The organism is Paenibacillus mucilaginosus 3016 (assembly GCF_000250655.1).
Lineage (GTDB): Bacteria > Bacillota > Bacilli > Paenibacillales > NBRC-103111 > Paenibacillus_G > Paenibacillus_G mucilaginosus.
The window spans coordinates 6,909,750-6,929,332 of record NC_016935.1 but is presented as its reverse complement, the minus strand read 5'-3'; the positions used below and the strand labels follow the sequence as shown (position 1 = coordinate 6,929,332).

Sequence of the window (19,583 nt, the reverse complement as noted above, 5' to 3'; positions counted from 1 at the left end):
ATTTTTGTTTCTTACTTCGCAAAATTCAGTCCCAAGGTGTAAGCCTGCTCAAGGAGTTTTTCGGTGTGCCCCGGCTGCTGATCCAGGGTTTCGTACAAGAACTCGACCCTGGAGTCCGGTATTCCCGCATAGTCGGCCAGACCCACATTGAGCAAATGCGTGATCATCCGGTCGTACCCGCGTTTCTCGAGATCCTTGGAAGAAGCGGCAGCCAGGCTGAGCCACAATACATGCTGATGAGGAAGTTTGCTGCTGCCGTAAGCGAAGCCGTTGTTCCATACGCGGTCGATGTACCCCTTTAGCATGGCGGGCATGGAGTACCACCACAGCGGGAAAATGTAAGCCAGCGCATCATGCTGCTTCATCCGCTCGATCTCCGCCTCCACCTCGGGGGAGTACCGCTTCGCCGTGCCTGACCAATCGGGCTCATCCGCTTCCCAGAGAACGGGGTCAAAGCCGCTGCGGTGCAAATCCAATACCTCCGTCTCATGCCCGGCGTCGGTAAGACCCTGAACAAACCGGTCCGCTGCCGCAAAGGTCAGAGAATTGAGCCGGGGATGCGAGACAACCGTCAGTACTTTCATAGGGAACACCTTCCTTATTCAAAGTAAGTGCTGCAGCTCTCATTATGCAGGAAGGACCGCCATCCTAACAGTACGCACTTTTTGGTTCTGTAGGAACCAAAAGGTGCCCCAACCCAGGCACTGCTCGGTACCTGTGGAACCCTTTGGCGGGAATGACACAAGAATCATGGGCGTCGAGCTGCCAGTGGACGGCGGCTTTGCACAAGGCATATCATGCTTGATTCACTGTAATTGGCGCCTCCGGATATTCTTTATGATATCAGCAGTGCAAGCTTCGATCCCCTTATTGGAGCAATCAAGCGTCAGATCACTGTACTTGAGGTACAGAGGAACCCTTTCGTCGTAGACGTCCTGAAGACTGCTGCCCTTTTGGATGACAATGCCCCGGGTGTGATGTTCGTTAGTCTCCTCTGAATTTCGTCATAGGGAACATCCCCGGAGCTTTGGCAAGCAGCACGCCTAAGGTGCTTTTGCCGGCTCCCGACATCCCGATCAGAACGATATTCATAGGCTTCCTCACTTCTAGTACTGCCGTATCTGCCGGCAGCTTCTTTATCGTTGGTTATTGGCCTAAGGGAGGCTCTGCGGGCTGCTTCAGCTTGAGCTTGCGAAGCCGGTACTGCAGGCTCTGGCGGCTGAGGCCCAGCTCCTTCGAGGCACGGACGATGTTGCCGCCGTGCCGGTCGACGGCCCGGCGCACGGCGTAGGCCTCGAAGAGCTCGAGCTGCTCGCGGAGCGTCCGGCCCCCGGAAGACTCGAGCAGCGGCGCCAGCTCCGCGGGGAAGGCGGCGGGGCTACCCGCAGCCGTGTCCGCGCTGCCGGCGGTGCCGTCATGACCTGCGGCCGCGGCTGTGCCCGAGGCCTCCGAGGCTCCGCCTGCACCCGCGCCGCTCAGGGCCGCCGGCGCCTCAGCGTCCGAGCGCTGCCCCGGGGCGCCTGCGGCCGCGTCCGCGCCCGCTGCCGCATCCCCGCGGGCGCCCCGTGCCGTGCCGCCGCCCGGGCGCGTCGTCCGGCTCATCCGCCGGATCGGCAGGTGCTCCAGCTCGATCACGGTCTCGTCGATGAGCAGGTTCATCGCCCCCTCGATCGTGTGCTGCAGCTCGCGGACGTTGCCGGGCCACGGGTGGGGCGAGGAAGAAGGCCTCGACCTCCGCGCTGACGCCTTCGACCTGCATCTGGAACAGGTCGTTGTACCGGCGGATGAAGTGCCGGGCCAGCGGCAGAATATCCTCCGGGCGCTCCCGGAGGGGCGGCAGGAGCAGGGTCACGACGCCGAGGCGGTAGTACAGGTCCTCGCGCAGCCGCCCCCCGTCGATGGCGTCATCGGGATGCTCGTTCATCGCCGCGAGGATGCGCACGTTCATGGAGCGCTCGCGGGTGTCGCCGAGCCGGCGGAACGAGCGCTCCTGCAGCGCGCGCAGCAGCTTTGCCTGCAGCGGCATGGCGAGCGAGTTGATCTCGTCGAGGAACAGCGTGCCGCCCTCCGCCTGCTCGAAGAGACCGGGGCGCTCGACCGCTCCCGTGTAGGCTCCCTTCGTGGTGCCGAAGAGGAGCCCCTCCACGAGATCCTCGGGGAGCGCCGCGCAGTTCTGCGAGATGAACGGGCCGCCGGAGCGTGAGCTTGCCTGGTGGATGCCCTGGACGAAGAGCTCCTTGCCCGTCCCGGTCTCCCCGACCACGAGCACGGAGGAGTTCGTCCGCGCGGCGCGCTGCGCATGAAGGATCACCCGCTGGAGCGCCTCGCTGCTTCCGACGATGCTGTCGAAGGTGTAGAGGGCTCCCTCTTTGCGCTGCCGCAGCAGGTTCTCCCGGACGAGCCGCTCCATCTTCGTGACATCATTGGCGATTTCAATGGCACCGATGATCGCCCCGTCCTCCACGATCGGATAGGTGTTGTTGATCGTCGTTATTTTTTTACCGGATTGGTTAAAGTAGGTTTGACGCACATTCAGCGTCGGCCGGCCCGTGTTCAGCGCCTGCAGCAGGGTGCTCTCCTGCCCGCCGGGGAACTGGAAGACCGAGAGCAGGCTCTTGCCGAGCACATCCGATTCGTTCATCGACTCGAGCTCCGTCATTTTGCGGTTGTACACCACCGAACGGCCCTGCCGGTCCACGACATGAACCCCTTCGTTGATATGATCGATGGCCTGCTTATAGAAGGCGAGGGGGTCCTGCCGTCCTGCCGTGTTCTCTGCGCTCATGAAGGTGTGCCCCTTTCTGTAGTGTCGATTGTAGCATGAGCCGGCTCCGGTGCAAAATTATTTTTCACCCCAATCCCCGATCATGTGATTTCATGCCAAATTCCACGGCACTGCCAAATGATTTTGCACCAATGCACTCCCGTTCTCCCCTTTTCTGTCCGTAAAATGGCGATTTGATGGCCGGAGATCTTTTGGCACGTTTCTTGCTATATAGATAAGCGAAGGCATTTCATAATGAAAATCCTTAAACCCATTCCGGTCCAGGAGGTCATTCCCATGACGCAGACCCAACATATTATTGAACAAACCGAGAAATACGGCGCACAGAATTACCGTCCGCTGCCGATCGTCATCTCCCATGCCGAGGGGGTGTGGGTGCACGATCCAGAAGGGAACGCCTATATGGATATGCTCAGCGCCTACTCGGCGTTGAACCACGGACACCGGCACCCGAAGATCATCGCGGCGCTGAAGGAGCAGGCGGACAAGGTGACGCTGACCTCGCGCGCCTTCTACAACGACCAGCTCGGCGTGTTCTACGAGAAGCTGTCCCGCCTGACGGGCAAGGACATGATCCTGCCGATGAATACAGGAGCGGAGGCCGTCGAAACCGCAGTCAAGGCGGTGCGCCGCTGGGCGTATGACGTCAAGGGCGTGCCCGCGGACCAGGCGGAGATCATCGTCTGCAGCGGGAACTTCCACGGGCGCACCGTGACGATCACCTCGTTCTCCTCCGATCCGGAGTACCAGCGGGGCTTCGGGCCGTTCACGCCGGGCTTCAAGATCGTGCCTTACGGGGACCTGGAGGCCCTGCGGGCGGCGATCACCCCGAATACGGCGGCTTTCCTGGTGGAGCCGATCCAGGGGGAAGCGGGGATCCTCATCCCGCAGGAAGGGTTCCTGAAGGGCGCGCGTGAGCTCTGCCGGGAGAACCGGGTGCTCTTCGTCGCCGACGAGATCCAGACGGGCTTCGGGCGTACCGGCCGGCTCTTCGCCTGCGACTGGGAAGACGTGCTGCCGGACCTCTACATCATGGGCAAGGCGCTGGGCGGCGGCGTGTTCCCGATCTCGGCCGTAGCCGGGGATGCGGAGATTCTCGGCGTGTTCAATCCGAGCTCGCACGGTTCTACGTTCGGCGGCAACCCGCTCGGCTGTGCCGTAGCGATCGCCGCGCTGGAGGTGCTCGAGGAGGAGCAGCTCGTGAAGCGGTCGGCGGAGCTCGGCGCTTATTTCCTCGGGGAGCTGAAGAAGATCGCCAGCGGCCGGATCAAGGAGATCCGCGGGCGCGGCCTGTTCATCGGGGTGGAGCTCACCGGGCCGGCGCGGACGTACTGCGAGCGGCTGAAGGCACTCGGCCTGCTATGCAAGGAAACGCACGAGACGACGATCCGCTTCGCTCCGCCGCTGACGATCACGCGCGAGAACCTGGATTGGGCGCTGGAGCGGATCCGGCAGGTGTTCGCCGAGGCGGAATCCGGCTCCCAAGCGGCGGAGTAAGAGCGGGCCGGATGGCGTTAAGCAAAAGTCTAAAGTGACCGGAAGGGCGGAGGGCTGTGTGACAGGGGACGTCAGGCAGCCCGTTCCTCCGAAGCCGGGAGGGGCGGGGGCCGCCATGCCGCCCGCTGTTCAGATCGGCGGGAAGGCCTGTACAAGCAAGCCGCGGCGGAGGGGGAACACGCGGGTGCCAGCCTGGTCGACGATCGGCGGCCGGCTCCAAAGGATATCCTTTCAGCGGCGGCCCTATTTTCTAAACTTCACAACCATGCCATATCATGGACGGGACAGCCGTCCGGGCCAAGCCAAAGTATCGACGAAACCGGGGGAGAAATCATGAGCATGAAGACGACAGGGACGAATCTGCAGGGCGGCACGGAAGATCACGGGGATGTGCTTCGGAGGACGCAGGAAGTGGTGAAGACGGCGCTCGGGCACATGGGGTACGACGAGGCGTTCTATGAGCTGCTGAAGGAGCCGCTGCGGCTGCTCACCGTCCGGATTCCCGTCCGGATGGACGACGGGAGTGTGAAGGTGTTCACCGGCTACCGGGCGCAGCACAATGACGCGGTCGGCCCGACGAAGGGCGGCATCCGCTTCCATCCCGGCGTTACGGCCGATGAAGTGAAAGCGCTTGCGCTGTGGATGAGCATCAAATGCGGCATCATGAACCTGCCGTACGGCGGAGGCAAGGGGGGCATCGAGTGCGATCCGCGCAGCATGTCATTCGGGGAGCTTGAGCGGCTGAGCCGCGGCTATGTCCGGGCGGTCTCCCAGATCGTCGGCCCGACCAAAGACATTCCGGCCCCCGACGTGTATACGAACTCACAGATCATGGCCTGGATGATGGACGAATACAGCCGCATCCGGGAGTTCGACTCCCCCGGCTTCATCACCGGCAAGCCGCTTGTTCTCGGCGGATCGGTCGGGCGCGAGTCCTCCACCGCCCGGGGCGTCGCCATCGCTGTCCGGGAGGCCGCGGCCGTGATGGGGGTGAGCGTAGCGGGCGCGTCGGTCATCGTCCAGGGCTTCGGGAACGCGGGGAGCTACCTGGCCAAGTTCATGACGGACGCCGGCGCCAAGGTCGTCGGCATCTCCGATGCGCACGGGGCGCTCTATAACCCGAACGGCCTGCTGATCGACGAGCTGCTCGAACGCCGGGATTCGTTCGGGGCGGTCACGAACCTGTTCCCGAACCGGATCACCAACGGGGAGCTGCTCACGAAGGAGTGCGATATTCTGATTCCCGCGGCCATCGAGAACCAGCTTACGGAGCACAACGCTTACGATATCAAGGCGAAGATCGTCGTCGAGGCGGCGAACGGGCCGACCACCGCGGAGGCGACGGAGATTCTGGACTCGCGCGGCGTGCTGGTTGTCCCGGACGTACTCGCGAATGCAGGCGGGGTGGTTGTGTCCTACTTCGAGTGGGTGCAGAATAACCAGGGCTACTACTGGTCCGCGGAGGAAGTCGATGCGCGGCTGAACAAGCTTATGTCGGAGTCGTTCCACACGGTATACGAGACGGCGCAGCGCAAGCAGGTGAATATGAGGCTGGCCGCTTACATCGTCGGCCTGCGGAGGCTGGCCGAAGCCTCGCGGTTCCGGGGCTGGGCCTGATCCTGCCCTTGCAGGCCGCAGGCGGGTTGAAAACCGCCCGTCCTTTTGGTACATTTTTATTTTGCGCTTATTCCAAGGCTCATTACCAGAGAAGGCAGGAGGCCGCTTCGCCCTCCCGTGCCCGTTTCTTCCTATCCGCGCCCGGTGTCCTGCAGCAGGACGCCCGGGCAGCGTGTTATCACCTGTGAGGAGTTGGGTTCATGACCAATCAAGATCATCAACAGCAAACGCACCACCAGACGGGACTGCAGCGGACCATGAAGAGCAGGCACCTGTATATGATCTCCCTTGGGGGGGTCATCGGGACAGGCCTCTTCATTTCCTCCGGGTATACGATCAACCAGGCCGGACCCGGCGGGGCGCTTCTGGCCTACCTGGTCGGCGGCTTCATCATGTACCTCGTCATGATGTGCCTTGGCGAGCTGTCCGTGGCGATGCCGGTGACCGGCTCGTTCCAGACCTACGCCGCACGCTATATCGGGCCGGCGACGGGCTTCACGATCGGCTGGCTGTACTGGCTCGGCTGGGTGGTGACGCTCGGCTCCGAATTCACCGCCGCGGGCCTCATGATGAAGCGCTGGTTTCCCCATGTCCCGGTCTGGCTCTGGTGCGTCTTCTTCGTCGTCCTCCTGTTCCTGCTCAACGCCATGTCGGCCAAGGCTTATGCCGAGACGGAATATTGGCTCGCGAGCATCAAGCTCGTGACGATCATCCTGTTCATCGGCCTGGGCGGAGCGGCCATGTTCGGCCTGATCTCGCCGCAGGGAGGCCCCGCGCCGATGCTCTCGAACTTTACCGGCGAAGGCGGGCTCTTCCCGAACGGCCTCGGCGCCATTCTGTTCACGATGATTGCGGTGAACTTCTCCTACCAGGGCAGCGAGCTCGTCGGTATTGCCGCAGGGGAGAGCGAGGAGCCCGAGAAGACGATTCCGCGGTCGATCAAAAATACGGTGTGGCGGGTCATTTTCTTCTTCGTCGCTTCCATCTTCATCGTGGCGGGGCTCATCCCCTGGAAGGAAGCGGGCGTGGAGGAGAGTCCCTTCGTGACCGTGTTCGATTCCATCGGGATTCCTTATGCGGCCGATATCATGAACTTCGTCATCCTCTCGGCGCTGCTGTCGGTAGCCAACTCGGGGCTGTATGCCGCCTCCCGGATGCTGTGGGCCCTCTCCAAGGAAAATATGGCGCCGGGGCCCCTTGGCAAGCTGTCCAGGCGGGGTGTGCCTCTGAACGCCCTCCTCGTTAGCATCGGCGTGGCCTGCCTGTCGCTTCTCTCGAGCGTGTTCGCCCCCGATACGGTGTACCTCTGGCTTGTATCGATCGCCGGCCTGACCGCCATGCTCGTGTGGATGGGTATCGCCGCTTCGCAGTACATGTTCCGCAGACGCTTCGTGCAGGAAGGCGGCGACCCCGCCAGCCTGAAGTACCGGGTGCCGATGTATCCGCTGGTCCCTGTGTTGGCTTTTGTCCTCTGTACTACGGCCTGCGTCGGACTGGCCTTCGATCCGGAGCAGCGGATGGCGCTGTACTGCGGCATTCCGTTCATCCTGATCTGTTACGCGCTCTACTATCTCAAGTACAGGAACGCGCTGCCGGCCGGACAGGCATCCGAGCCCGAGCGGGCGCCGCTCGATTCGCTGCCCGAGTCCTGACCGGGGCGGTGCGGCGGAGTACAACCGAAGGCAGCGGCCGGGACTTCCCGGGCGCTGCCTTTTCCTATGGCGGGGGCGTTTTCCCCGGATTTCCCAGCGGATGCCGGATGCCAAGCCGCTGCGGATGAGGTATAATGACGCTGCGAGATTTCGTAACCGTTTACATAAAAGGAGGGCTCCGACGTGAGACCAGGCATCGGGCTGACCCAGGCCCTCAGCACCAAGACCCTGCTAACCGCCGAGCTTCATCAATCGCTTCACCTGCTGCAGCTTCCGGCCCAGGAGCTGATCCGCTATGCGGAGGAGCCAGGCGCTGGACAATCCGCTCCTCGAGCTTGATCTGTACGAAGGCAGCCGGCTGCGGAAGCAGGGCCGCGGGCGTCCGGCCGGAGGAGGGACCGACCCGCTGCAGTGGGTGCCGGCCGGGGAAGAGACGCTGGAGCGGCAGCTGCTGGGCCAGCTGCGGACCGCCGGCCTGCCGCCCGCCGTGTACAAGGCCGCTGCCTACCTGGCCGGCAATCTCGACGAACGCGGCTATCTGACGCTGCCGCCCGAAGAAGCCGCGGCCGAGCTGCAGCTGCCGGAGGGCGTTGTGATGCAGGCCCTGGAGGCGCTGCAGTCGCTCGAGCCTGCAGGCGTCGGCGCCCGCACGCTGCAGGAGTGCCTGCTGCTGCAGATCACCCGGGACCCGGCTGCGCAGCCCTGGGCCCTTCAGGCCGTGCGCGACAGCTGGCCGCAGCTCTGCCAGGGCCGCCCGGAGCGGGTCGCGGTGGGGCTCGGCATCACCCGGGAGGAGGCGGCGGGGGCTCTCGCCTATATCCGGCGGCTGGACCCGCGGCCCGGGTCCTCCTGCGGCCCTGTGGAGCGGGCGTACGTGGTGCCGGATGCGGAGGTCTTCCTGCAGCAGGGGGAGCTCGTCGTCCGGATGAATCCGGACGCGCTGCCGGCTGCCGCGTTCCGGCCGGAGTACGAAGCGCAGCTGCGGCAGGCCGGCTGCCCGCGGACGGCGGCCTTCCTCCAGGGCAAGCGGAGCCAGGCGCAGAGCCTGGTGTACGGTCTGCAGCAGCGCAGGGTTACCCTGCTGCGGGTCATTCGTGCTATATTTGAAGAGCAGGAGGCTTTTCTGTCGAAGGGCTGGGCCGCGGTTCATCCCCTGACCCTGAAGCAGATTGCGCAAAGGCTGGACCTTCACGAGTCTACGGTCTCCCGCGCGGTGCAGCACAAATATGTGCGGACACCCTACGGCGTGCGCGAGCTCAAGGCCTGGTTCACGTCCGGCGTGCGGACGGCGGACGGAGAGACGGCCTCCTCGGCGGCGGTGAAGACGCGGATCCGGGAGTGGATCGCAGGGGAAGACAAGCGGCGGCCGTACTCCGACCAGAAGCTGGCGGAGCTGCTGGCCGCGGATGGGCTGGCGGTCTCGCGGAGGACCGTGGCCAAGTACCGCGAAGAGCTGCACCTGCTCTCCTCCGCACTCCGCAAAACTATCATGTAAGGACTGCATAGGCTATGGATATCAAGCGACTGAAAACGTTCCAGGTGGCGGCGGAGAGCCTCAACCTGACCAAGGCCGCCGCCCAACTCGGGTACACGCAGCCTACTATCACGATACAGCTTCAGACGCTCGAGAACGAACTGGGGTATGTCCTCCTGGGCCGGGTGGGCAAGCAGACCTATTTGACGCCCCACGGCCGGATTGTGAAGGAGTATGCCGACCGGGTCTTCGCCACGCTGCAGGAGATGGAAGACGAGCTGCGCAAGCTGGACCAGCCGGGGGGCAGCCTGACGGTGGCGGCGCCCGAGTTCTACTGCTCGCATTACCTGTCCTTACTCATGCACTCCTATATCACGGCCTACCCCGAGGTCAAGCTGCAGCTCGCCTCCCACGACAGCATCGAAGCCATGAAAAAGGTGCATTCGCGCGAAGCGGACCTCGGCATCATCGCCGGTCCCTGCAGCCTGCCGGGCATCGAATGCGTGCGCCTGAGCACCGAAGATCTCGTTCTGGTCACCACGAAGGAACGCCTCGAGTGCGTAGGGCGGGAGGAGCTGCTGCACTCCGGTCCTCTCATCTCCTACAAAACCGGCTCCAACCTCCAGAGCCTGGTGAACGAATGCCTCGGCGAGATCGGCTTCCGGCCTTCCGCCTCGATCGAATGCGTCAGCGACGAAACGATCAAGCGTGCCGTGCTTCATCAGACGGGGATCGGGCTGCTGGGCGCGGGACTGGTTCACTCCGAGCTCAAGAAAGGCACGCTGGTGGAACTGCACCGGTTCCCGGACAAGATCGAGACATCGATGATTGTGCTGCGCAGCCGGCTGGACGAGATCAACATCCGTTCCTTCGCGGGAATGCTCCAGGAATCCTGGGCTGCGCTGGAGACGGGGATGTAGAACGGCCGGTGCGGCCATTGTACTTTTGCTTGGGACAACCCCTATAAGAACGCTCTTTCCGGCCCCGTCCGGGAAGGGCGGTTTTTGACATACTAAGATAGAATAACCCGGAGCTGCTCGTTTCTGTGCCCCCCCATTAAATTTCTCACCTCCATAAAAAATCTCACCTCCATAAAAAATCTCACCTCCATAAAATTTCTCAATAGTAACCATTGTCACATTTAATTTTTCGGCCCGGGGTCTGTTATGGTACAGTCAAAGTAAGAGATCGGACGGAAGGGCCGCCGCAGCCGCCGCTCTTTTGCCATCACGGAATGTAATCGTTTTCTTCCTTGCTCTTACTTCATACTGCAGATTAGGGGTGCTTGTTATGTTGATGAAGCTTGCCACAAACCAACGGGACATTTCACTGATCGGCGTGCCGCTTCAGCTCGGGGCGGACCGGGCGGGTGTCGAGCTTGGCCCCCATGCCCTGCGAACCTCGAACATTCAGCAGCGGCTGGAGTACCTCGGCCACCGCGTGCATGATACAGGCGATATCCACGTGAACCGGCTCGATCCCTGTGCGCCCGGCGAGAAGCTGAAGTATCTGGCCGAGATCGCGCGGGTGAATGCGGAGCTGGCGCAGCGGGTGGCGGCGGAGATGCGCCGCGGGCACTTCCCGCTTGTCATCGGAGGCGACCACAGCGTGGCGATCGGCACGATCAAAGGCGTGCTGCAGCATGTGAACCGGCTGGGGGTTATCTGGTTCGACGCCCATCCGGATGTGAACACGGAGGAGACGACGGGCTCCGGGAACATTCACGGCATGTCCCTGGCGGTCATGCTCGGGTATGGGCACAAGAGCCTGATCTCGATCGGCGGCGAACAGGCGAAGATCAACCCGCGCAACGTGGTCATCATTGGCGCGAGATCGATCGATCCGGGCGAGCGCATCTTCCTCCGCGAGCAGGGCATCCGCGTCTTCACGATGCACGAGATCGACAAGTACGGCATGAGGGCCGTCATGGACGAGGCGATGGAGCGGGTGACGGACGGGACGGACGGCGTTCATCTCAGCCTGGATCTGGACGGCATGGATCCGCAGGAGGCGCCGGGCGTCGGCACGCCGGTCAGCGGCGGCATCACTTACCGGGAGAGCCACTATGCGATGGAGACGCTGTATGAGAGCGGGGCGCTCGTCTCCGCGGAGATCGTCGAGGTGAACCCGATGCTCGACATCGGCAACAAGACGGCGCGGGCGGCGGTGGAGCTTGCCGGATCCGTGTTCGGGGAACGCATATTGTAAGCGGGGGACCGCGGAGGAGGAGCATGCACATGATGGAAACTAGTGAGGCACAGGAGAGCTTGGCGGCAGGACGGGCGAGGGTCCAGCTGATCCAGGTGCCGTTCGGCCTGGGAGCCGGCCGCCCCGGGGAAGAACAGGGGGCCGAGAGCATCGTGAAGGCGGGCCTCGTCCGGATGATCCGGGCGCTCGGGCGGGAGGTGTCCGAGGAGCAGATCAGCGGCATGTGGCTGCGGGAGACCTCCGGGCGCCCGTTCACTACGGCCAAGAACCTGCCGGCCGTGCTGGAGATGCTGGGGCTTGCGGCCCGGAGGGTGGAGCAGGCTGTGGAAGCGGGGGCGTTCCCGCTGGTGCTGGGCGGAGACCGCAGCGTATCGATCGGAGCGGCGGCCGGACTGGCCAAGGGCTTCGAAGACCCCGGGCTGATCTGGTTCGATGCCCACCCGGGACTGCTGACGGAGGAGACGAGTGCGACGGGCTGCGTGAACGAGCTGCCGCTCTCCGCCATTCTCGGGCGGATTCCTTGGGAGGTTCCGGGCCTTGGCCGCATCCGAAAGGAGAAGGTCGTACTGATCGGTACCCGCGAAGTGCAGGCCGAAGAGCGGGAGTGGATCCGCGAACAGGGCATCGCCTGCTACACCATGCACGAGATCGACCGGATGGGAATCCAGCGGGTGATTGAGCAGGCGGTGGAGACCGCAGGCGCCGGCAGCGGCGGAATGCACGTCAGCTTCGCCGCGGACGCGCTCGACCCGCTGGAGGCGCCGGGCGTCGGCTCCCCGGTGCCGGGCGGACTCTTCTACCGCGAAGCCCACTTCGCGATGGAGCTGCTCGCGGAGACCGGAGCGGTCACCTCGATGGACGTGACCGGGCTGAACCCGCTGCTGGACGATCAGCGGCGGACAGGCCGGCTGCTGGCCGGCCTCATCGCTTCGCTGCTCGGCAAGCGCATCTTGTAAGCTGTACCGGCAAAGAGCCGCAGGGGGTCCATGGTGGACTCCTGCGGCTTTTGCCGTTTCGGCAGGCTGTGAAGTATGCAGCCTTGGGCCGGCAGGTTTCCGTTCATGGTCCGGATAGGGTACCAGCAGGCGCATACGGCGCTGCTGATGAAGTTACCTGGTGGAGTGGCGCGGTTTCTTTTTTATATAGGAGAGGAGCAAAAAGGGCTTGAAATACCCACGGGGGGTATGGTATTATGGGTTTGTGGGAATCCTATCGGGGGTCGAACCCCTGAAACGGACCGAATGAGGAATATAGGATCATAATCATATCAAACGATACCTGGGAGGCTGATTTTGATGCAAAACGTTCAACTGAAAGTGGAAGGCATGTCCTGCGATCACTGTGTCCGCGCCGTTGAAGGCGCACTGAAGGAAGTGGGCGCGACCGGCAAGGTGGATCTGGCGTCCGGCTCGGTATCCGTTCAATACGATGAGGGCAAACTGAAGCTGGAGCAGATCAAGGAAGCCATTGAAGATCAAGGCTACGATGTAGTGTAAGCAAGGAAGGGGGACTGCACGGCAGAGGAAGCGCCGGTCCCCCGGCAGTTCCTTTTTTTTGAACTTTTATATACCCTATGGGGGTATTGATGGACGGAGGAATGACCCATGGCTAATGAGCAGCTGCTCGAACAGGAGCAGACCACGTTGAAGATATCGGGAATGACCTGTGCCGCGTGTGCGGTCCGGATCGAGAAGGGGCTGAACAAGCTCGAGGGCGTATCGAATGCCACCGTCAATTTTGCGATGGAGCAGGCCTCGGTCGCTTATGATCCGGCCAAGGTAGGCACGGAGGCGATCGAGCAGAAGATCCGGGCGCTCGGCTACGATACGGTCAAAGAGAAGCTGGAGCTGCAGATCAGCGGGATGACCTGCGCCGCGTGTGCTGCCCGTATCGAGAAGGGCCTGAACAAGCTGGACGGGGTCACGAAGGCGACCGTGAACTTTGCCCTCGAGACCGCCCAGGTGGAATATATCGCGGGCCAGGTGAGCCCGGCCGAGATGATGAAGAAGGTGGAGAAGCTCGGCTACAAGGCGGCTCCGAAGCAGGAGCTGCAGGAAGCGGGAGATCACCGTCAGAAGGAGATCCGCGATCAGAAGGTGAAGCTGCTGGTGTCCGCTGTTCTGTCCTTTCCGCTGCTGTGGGCGATGGTCAGCCACTTCTCCTTCACCTCCTTCATCTGGCTGCCCGAGATCTTCATGAACCCGTGGTTCCAGCTGGCTCTGGCCACTCCGGTGCAGTTCATCATCGGCAAGCATTTCTATGTCGGCGCCTACAAGGCGCTTCGCAACGGCAGCGCGAACATGGATGTGCTGGTAGCGCTCGGCACGTCGGCGGCTTACTTTTACAGCCTGTACCTGACGGTTCAATCGCTCGGCGGGCATGGTCACCACGAGGTTCAGCTCTATTACGAAACGAGCTCCGTGCTGATCACCCTGATCCTGCTCGGCAAGCTGTTCGAGATGCTGGCGAAGGGCCGCTCCTCCGAGGCGATCAAGACGCTGATGGGGCTGCAGGCGAAGACCGCGCTGGTCATCCGGGACGGCCAGGAGATGAGCATTCCGGTGGAGGATGTGCTCACAGGCGAGATCCTCATTGTGAAGCCGGGTGAAAAGGTGCCGGTGGACGGGGTTGTCGTGGAAGGCGTATCCTCCGTGGACGAATCGATGCTGACCGGCGAGAGCCTTCCGGTGGGCAAACAAGCGGGCGACGCCGTCATCGGGGCGACGATCAACAAGAACGGCATGCTGAAGATTCAGGCGACGAAGGTCGGTCGGGAAACCGCCCTGGCCCAGATTATCAAGGTGGTCGAAGAAGCACAGGGTTCCAAGGCTCCGATCCAGCGGGTGGCCGACGTGATTTCCGGTATTTTTGTCCCTATCGTAGTGGGCATTGCCCTCGTTACGTTCCTGGTCTGGTACTTCATCGTCGAGCCAGGCGACTTTGCGAGCGGCCTCGAGAAGGCCATCGCGGTACTCGTGATTGCGTGCCCATGCGCCCTTGGCTTGGCGACACCCACGTCGATTATGGCCGGCTCCGGCCGGGCGGCTGAGCTCGGCATCCTCTTCAAGGGGGGCGAGCACCTTGAGGCCACGCACCGGATCGACGCCATCGTGCTCGACAAGACGGGCACGGTGACCAAAGGCAAGCCGGAGCTGACGGACGTTCTGGCGGCTGAGGGGATGGACGAAGCGGCCTTCCTCCGCGGTATCGGCGCGGCGGAGCGCAGCTCGGAGCACCCGCTGGCGGAAGCGATTGTGGCCGGGATCAAGGAGAAGGGGATCGCCCTGCCTGAAGTCGAGGCGTTCGAAGCGATTCCGGGCTACGGGATCCGGGCTGTCGTGGAGGGCCGGGAGTGGCTCGTAGGTACGAGGAAGCTGATGGTGCAATACGGTGTGAATGCCGAGACGGCGCTGCCGGCGATGAGCGGGCTCGAATCGGCAGGCAAAACCGCCATGCTGGCGGCCGTGGACGGTCAGTATGCCGGGATGGTGGCGGTGGCGGACACGATCAAGGAGACATCCAAGGAAGCGGTCAGCCGCTTGAAGGCGCTCGGCATCGAGGTCATCATGATCACAGGAGACAACGAACGGACGGCGAAGGCGATCGCGGCCCAGGTGGGCATCGACCGTGTGCTGGCCGAAGTGCTGCCGGAAGGCAAGGCGGCCGAGGTGAAGAAGCTGCAGGAGGCGGGCAAGAAGGTAGCGATGGTCGGCGACGGCATCAACGATGCCCCGGCGCTGGCTACGGCCGACATCGGAATGGCGGTCGGCACCGGGACGGATGTGGCGATGGAAGCCGCGGACGTGACGCTGATGCGCGGCGACCTGAACAGCATTCCGGATGCGATCGCGATGAGCCGCAGGACGATGGCGAACATCAAGCAGAATCTGTTCTGGGCGCTGGCTTACAACGTGATAGGCATTCCTGTGGCCGCAGCGGGCTTTCTGGCCCCATGGCTGGCCGGAGCTGCGATGGCGCTCAGCTCCGTATCGGTGGTGCTCAACGCGCTGAGACTGCAGCGGGTGAAGCTATAATTGGGATAGGATGAAGCTATAATCGGGAATAAGATGAAGTTATCAATTGGCGCAAGATTCGGAAGGAGTAGGTTGCGATGAAGAAGTGGATCGTTACGCTGGCCGTGCTGTCTCTGGTGCTGGCGGGCTGCGGCGCAAACAAGAACGGCGGCACGGGCGGTGCGGCCGGACACGAAGGACACGGCCAGCATCAGGAGACGCCGGCCGCGGGGCAGAAGGATGAGCATGCCGGACACGGCGGCGAAGCGAAGACGGAGCTGTCCACGAAGGCGGTCTGGAAGATGAACCCGGCTCAGCCGCAGGCGGGCCAGGACACGTCGGTGTCGATTCAGATTCAGGACGACAAGGGCCAGCCGGTGGAGAAGTTCGACCTGAACCATGAGAAGCAGCTTCATCTCATTGCCGTGAGCAAGGACCTGTCCTACTTCGACCACATCCACCCGGAGTACAAGGGCAAGGGCGTGTTTGAGATCACGACGAAGCTGCCGGCAGGCGGGGCGTATAAGCTGTTCGCCGACTACGTGCCGACCGGCAGCACCGCGACAACCAAGAGTGAGTGGATCCAGGTGGGAGGCGGCGCGCCGGCCGCCAAGGCACCCGAGCCGGAGAGCAAGCTGACGAAGGTTGTGGACGGCAAGGAGATCTCCCTTCAGATCGACGGCCTGGCCGCGGGCAAGGAAGTGATGCTGACGTACCACCTCTCCGACGCCGCGACGAAGAAGCCGATTGAGAACCTGGAGCCCTACCTCGGGGCGGTAGGCCATGTGGTCATCCTGGACGAAGCCGCCGAGCAGTACCTGCACGTGCACCCGATGGATGAGAAGGCGAAGGGGCCGGAAGCCCAGTTCATGACCACGTTCCCGAAGAGCGGGATCTACAAGATCTGGGGCCAGTTCCAGCAGGGGGGCAAGACGTTTATTGTACCTTTTGTCGTGAAGGTGCCGTAAGGCGAGGATCATTGAATAAAAGGGGCGTGCCTGTGGGCCGCCCGGAAGGACTGTTCCGTAAGTCATCGGGGATGACTTACGGAACAGTCCTTTTTTTGAACAGGACACTCTCCCTAAGGTAAGTACCTGAACCAAAAGTGCGTACTTACCTCTTCGCGGCGCAGTCTTTATACTCAAAACAGAAATAAAGATATGAGGGAGGACCACATCGTGAAGAAAACGCTGGTAATCGTTACCCACCCAAACCTGGAAACGTCCGTCATCAACAAGCGGTGGATAGAAGAACTCCGCAAGCATCCGGACAAGTATACGGTGCACGAGCTGCACAAGACTTATCCCGACGGGATCATCAATGCAGCCCAGGAGCAGCAACTGGTTGAAGCTCATGGTAATCTGGTGCTGCAGTTCCCTGTATATTGGTTCAACTGTCCGCCGCTTCTCAAAACATGGCTTGACGAAGTGTTGGCCTATGGCTGGGCGTACGGCTCCAAAGGCGATAAATTAAAGAACCGCAAAGCGGCGCTGGCGGTATCCGCCGGAATTAAAAAAGAAGATTACAGGGAGGAGGGCAGATACCGCTATACCCTCGGGCAGCTGCTGGCTCCTTTTGAAACGACCTTCCTTTACTGCGGTGCGGACTATCGTTCGTTCTTTGCCTTCTACGGCACCGAAGAGAAGCCCGGCGCGAATGAACCCGGTACCGGGATAGAGACGCCGGAGGGCTTGTTAGACCAGAGCGCACAAGCTTATTTGCGCTTCATTGATAGCCTGTAGCGGGCAGCGGACGCTCCGCATCGCCCGAAGCCGGCAAACCGTTCTTCTCCCCCCATTCGCACATCATATGCAGCACCGGAAGGAGAGACAGGCCGCGTTCGGACAAGGAATATTCGACCTTCGGGGGGATCTGCGGGAATTCCCGGCGCAGGATCAGGCCGTCGGCCTCGAGCTCTTTTAACATGACGCTCAGCGATTTGAAGGAAATGGTGCCGATCGACCGCTTCAGCTCATTGAACCGCATCACTTTATTCTCAGACAGCCAATACAGGATGATCATTTTATATTTGCCGCCGATTAAGGACAGCGTGTATCCAAAGCCGGTGTCTGGGAGCTTTACGCCGGTCGGAACACAGGTTTCAGTATCGCGCATGAGTTTATTCCCTCCTTTGGGCAGGCAGATAAAGGATACGCTGCCTTATCATTATGCCAATCTTAGGGAGGGAATGTAAATGGCAGCAGAAGAGCGGGAGGTCTCGGCCGGGGCAGGGAGTGCGGAGGACGGGTGCAGCCCAAAGCGGCTGGAGGAAAGGGCGCCGGGGAGGGCGCCCTTTTTCTTTGAACTATCATCAAAGGAGAGCCTGCTCCAGCTCCGGACCCGGTGGCACGAAGCTTAGTCTAATGCAGCCGGGAGGATGTGCTCCTTCATCAATGTCCAGCGGTCGCGGGAATGAGGGATGAATGCGGAGGCTATGGCGGCGACGAGGTTTTTCTCCGGAACGCAGCAAATGAGATTCCCGCCGTCACCCAAGGCCGAGTAGGCCCTCATGCCGTTTTCTTCATGCAGCCACCAGAGGTAGCCGTAGTTATTGGGATTCGGCGCTGTGGATTCGGCAATCCAGGTCTCCGGAATGACTTGACGATGGTTCCACATGCCGCGGTTCAGATAGAGAAGACCAAAGCGCGCCATATCCCGCGGAGTAAGCGTAAGTCCCCATCCTCCCGCGGAGTGATGGCCGGGGTCCTTCACCCATCCTCTGACCCCGTGCCCGAATAAATCATCAAATCCGAATGACTTCATGTCGTAATCGGGGATGCTCCTCATGCCCAGGGGGTGAAATAAGCGTTCATTGGCGAACTCGCGGGCACTTCTTCCTGTGCTGCGGGAGATGATGGCTGACAGCAGGTGCGCCCCGGCGGTGGAGTACTGGAAGGCCCCGATCCTTCCTCCGCGGCCCAGCAGATCCAGAGCATACTTCACCCAGTCCGGCTGTCTGCACATCTGCTCCAGCGGTTCGTGCCATTCTTCGAACGGATAGGGAGCCGTCATCGTGAGAAGGTGGCGCAGCGTGATGTCCCGTTTCAGCTCATCCGCAGCATCCGGAACATACTCGGGGAAAAAATCCAGCACCTTCTGGTCCACATGTTGGATCGATCCGTCATCGATGGCCATACCGATGAGGGCGGACAGGATGCTCTTGGTCACTGATGTCATATGATGCGCATCCTCCGGGCCACAGCCGTGATCATACCGTTCATAAGCTATATATCCATTTTTTACAATCACTATGCCATGGATATTGCCGTACTCGGAGGGGATCAGAAGATCAAGCCCGGCGAGCTTGTCGGGGTCCATATTCAAGGCTGCCGGATCCGCGGCCTGCCACTCCGCCGCGTGTGCATCGTTTCTGTTCATGATCGAACCTCCCATTGTGATCGAACCTCTCATTATGATAAACCTCCCATTGTGATGAACCTCCCATTGGACATGTTCAGATGGACGTTTTCTTCACCGGAAAATACACCTCGGTAACCAGATCCTCCGGAGCGGCGGTTTGATGGGGGGCGGTGACATAGACTTCATACGGCGAGTCCGCCATTTCATAGCCTTCCAGTTCGACCCATTCCCTCAGCCTGGCATACACCGACGTTAATCCGGAATAGGCGCCTTTGTGAACGGCCTGTGCACAGAGGCCGCCGGGCAGCACTCTCGTCCCCTGAACATGCTCCTCAATCGGGATGGCAAACTCAGTGTCATTGCCGGCCGGATCGTATTCAGGGCTGTGATACATCGTCAAGGGCGTACCCGCCAGCGTGAGCTTTTCCACGGCAATTCTTTCATACAGCCTGCTGAAGAACGTTTCATATCCCCCTGCATAGTCCTCCCTGCTCATCATCCGGCGCGTAGAAAGCATACGGACCGGCTTCGCCGCAACAAGCTGCACTTCGATATGGTCCAGGTAGGACATCAGAGGGATGTTCTCCTCCATACGGCCAATATCCCTGCTGATCTGATGGAGGGTGCATTCCAAGCCGTTCAGCTTCTCCCGGAGCTCCTTTCTCTTGCGGGTAAGCGCATAATAGAGCTGCTCTTCCGCTTGAACCTCTTCCCGCTCCAGCACGCTTTTAATTTCTTCCAGAGAGAACTGATAGGATTTCAGACGGTTGATGAAGAGCATCTTTTTCAGCTGTCCGATCGCATAGTACCGGTACCCGTTCTCCGGGTTAATCTCATCCGGATGAATCAATCCCATTTCATCGTAATACCGAAGTGTCTTAGCAGAGACTCCGCAGATCTTCGAGAATTCCCCAATCGAGAGCAAGATGTCCCTCCATTCACTTTGTTAATGAACTGCCTATGAACGAACATGCCTA

16 protein-coding genes and 1 pseudogene are annotated in these 19,583 nt (G+C 61.4%); 12 read left to right on the top strand and 5 right to left on the bottom strand.

The genetic code is table 11. From position 1 onward, the window contains the following. Positions 1-11: 11 nt before the first annotated feature. Positions 12-584 (bottom strand): NAD(P)H oxidoreductase, encoded by a 573-nt coding sequence (locus tag PM3016_RS28580; RefSeq protein ID WP_013919912.1) that lies wholly within the window; start codon positions 582-584, stop codon positions 12-14. 562 nt (positions 585-1,146) lie between these two features. Next, positions 1,147-2,785: pseudogene (locus tag PM3016_RS28575) on the bottom strand (sigma-54 interaction domain-containing protein). 276 nt (positions 2,786-3,061) lie between these two features. Here PM3016_RS28575 and PM3016_RS28570 point away from each other — a divergent pair. From PM3016_RS28570 to PM3016_RS28520, 12 genes are all read left to right on the top strand, one after another. Beyond that, a complete protein-coding gene (locus tag PM3016_RS28570) occupies positions 3,062-4,282 on the top strand; it encodes an ornithine--oxo-acid transaminase (RefSeq protein WP_014371841.1) in 1,221 nt (406 codons plus the stop codon). Between the two features lie 333 nt (positions 4,283-4,615). After that, on the top strand, positions 4,616-5,899 hold the full coding sequence (locus PM3016_RS28565; RefSeq protein WP_014371839.1) for a Glu/Leu/Phe/Val family dehydrogenase: 1,284 nt from the start codon (positions 4,616-4,618) through the stop codon (positions 5,897-5,899). A 200-nt stretch (positions 5,900-6,099) separates the two neighbouring features. Next, positions 6,100-7,551, top strand: a complete 1,452-nt coding sequence (locus tag PM3016_RS28560; protein WP_013919904.1) for an amino acid permease — start codon at positions 6,100-6,102, stop codon at positions 7,549-7,551. 183 nt (positions 7,552-7,734) lie between these two features. Next, the gene (locus PM3016_RS40335) at positions 7,735-7,890 is read left to right on the top strand and encodes a hypothetical protein (protein WP_238540339.1); all 156 of its coding nucleotides are present in this window, start codon (positions 7,735-7,737) and stop codon (positions 7,888-7,890) included. Continuing rightward, a complete protein-coding gene (gene rpoN / locus PM3016_RS28555) occupies positions 7,847-9,046 on the top strand; it encodes an RNA polymerase factor sigma-54 (RefSeq protein WP_238540338.1) in 1,200 nt (399 codons plus the stop codon). Before PM3016_RS40335 ends, rpoN begins: the two co-directional genes overlap by 44 nt. Positions 9,047-9,060: 14 nt before the next feature. Then, complete coding sequence (locus tag PM3016_RS28550; protein WP_014371838.1) at positions 9,061-9,945, top strand: LysR family transcriptional regulator; 885 nt, start codon at positions 9,061-9,063, stop codon at positions 9,943-9,945. Between the two features lie 370 nt (positions 9,946-10,315). Then, positions 10,316-11,233 (top strand): arginase, encoded by a 918-nt coding sequence (gene rocF / locus PM3016_RS28545; RefSeq protein WP_014371837.1) that lies wholly within the window; start codon positions 10,316-10,318, stop codon positions 11,231-11,233. 29 nt (positions 11,234-11,262) lie between these two features. Continuing rightward, a complete protein-coding gene (locus PM3016_RS28540; RefSeq protein ID WP_014371836.1) occupies positions 11,263-12,189 on the top strand; it encodes an arginase in 927 nt (308 codons plus the stop codon). Positions 12,190-12,528: 339 nt separating this feature from the next. Next, a complete protein-coding gene (locus PM3016_RS28535; protein WP_013919898.1) occupies positions 12,529-12,729 on the top strand; it encodes a copper ion binding protein in 201 nt (66 codons plus the stop codon). 108 nt (positions 12,730-12,837) lie between these two features. After that, positions 12,838-15,267, top strand: a complete 2,430-nt coding sequence (locus PM3016_RS28530) for a heavy metal translocating P-type ATPase (protein ID WP_013919897.1) — start codon at positions 12,838-12,840, stop codon at positions 15,265-15,267. Positions 15,268-15,344: 77 nt separating this feature from the next. Continuing rightward, complete coding sequence (locus PM3016_RS28525; RefSeq protein WP_013919896.1) at positions 15,345-16,214, top strand: hypothetical protein; 870 nt, start codon at positions 15,345-15,347, stop codon at positions 16,212-16,214. Positions 16,215-16,424: 210 nt separating this feature from the next. Next, positions 16,425-16,988, top strand: coding sequence for an NAD(P)H-dependent oxidoreductase (locus PM3016_RS28520; protein WP_014371835.1), 564 nt, complete (start codon positions 16,425-16,427; stop codon positions 16,986-16,988). Here the strand turns inward: PM3016_RS28520 and PM3016_RS28515 are convergent. From PM3016_RS28515 to PM3016_RS28505, 3 genes are all read right to left on the bottom strand, one after another. After that, a complete protein-coding gene (locus tag PM3016_RS28515; protein WP_013919894.1) occupies positions 16,972-17,361 on the bottom strand; it encodes a winged helix-turn-helix transcriptional regulator in 390 nt (129 codons plus the stop codon). The two genes, PM3016_RS28520 and PM3016_RS28515, sit on opposite strands and share 17 nt — an antisense overlap. 240 nt (positions 17,362-17,601) lie before the next feature. Continuing rightward, positions 17,602-18,624: a serine hydrolase domain-containing protein gene (locus PM3016_RS28510; RefSeq protein ID WP_014371834.1), complete on the bottom strand. Its 1,023-nt coding sequence runs from the start codon at positions 18,622-18,624 to the stop codon at positions 17,602-17,604. 76 nt (positions 18,625-18,700) lie between these two features. Beyond that, on the bottom strand, positions 18,701-19,531 hold the full coding sequence (locus tag PM3016_RS28505) for a MerR family transcriptional regulator (RefSeq protein WP_014371833.1): 831 nt from the start codon (positions 19,529-19,531) through the stop codon (positions 18,701-18,703). Positions 19,532-19,583: the final 52 nt, after the last annotated feature.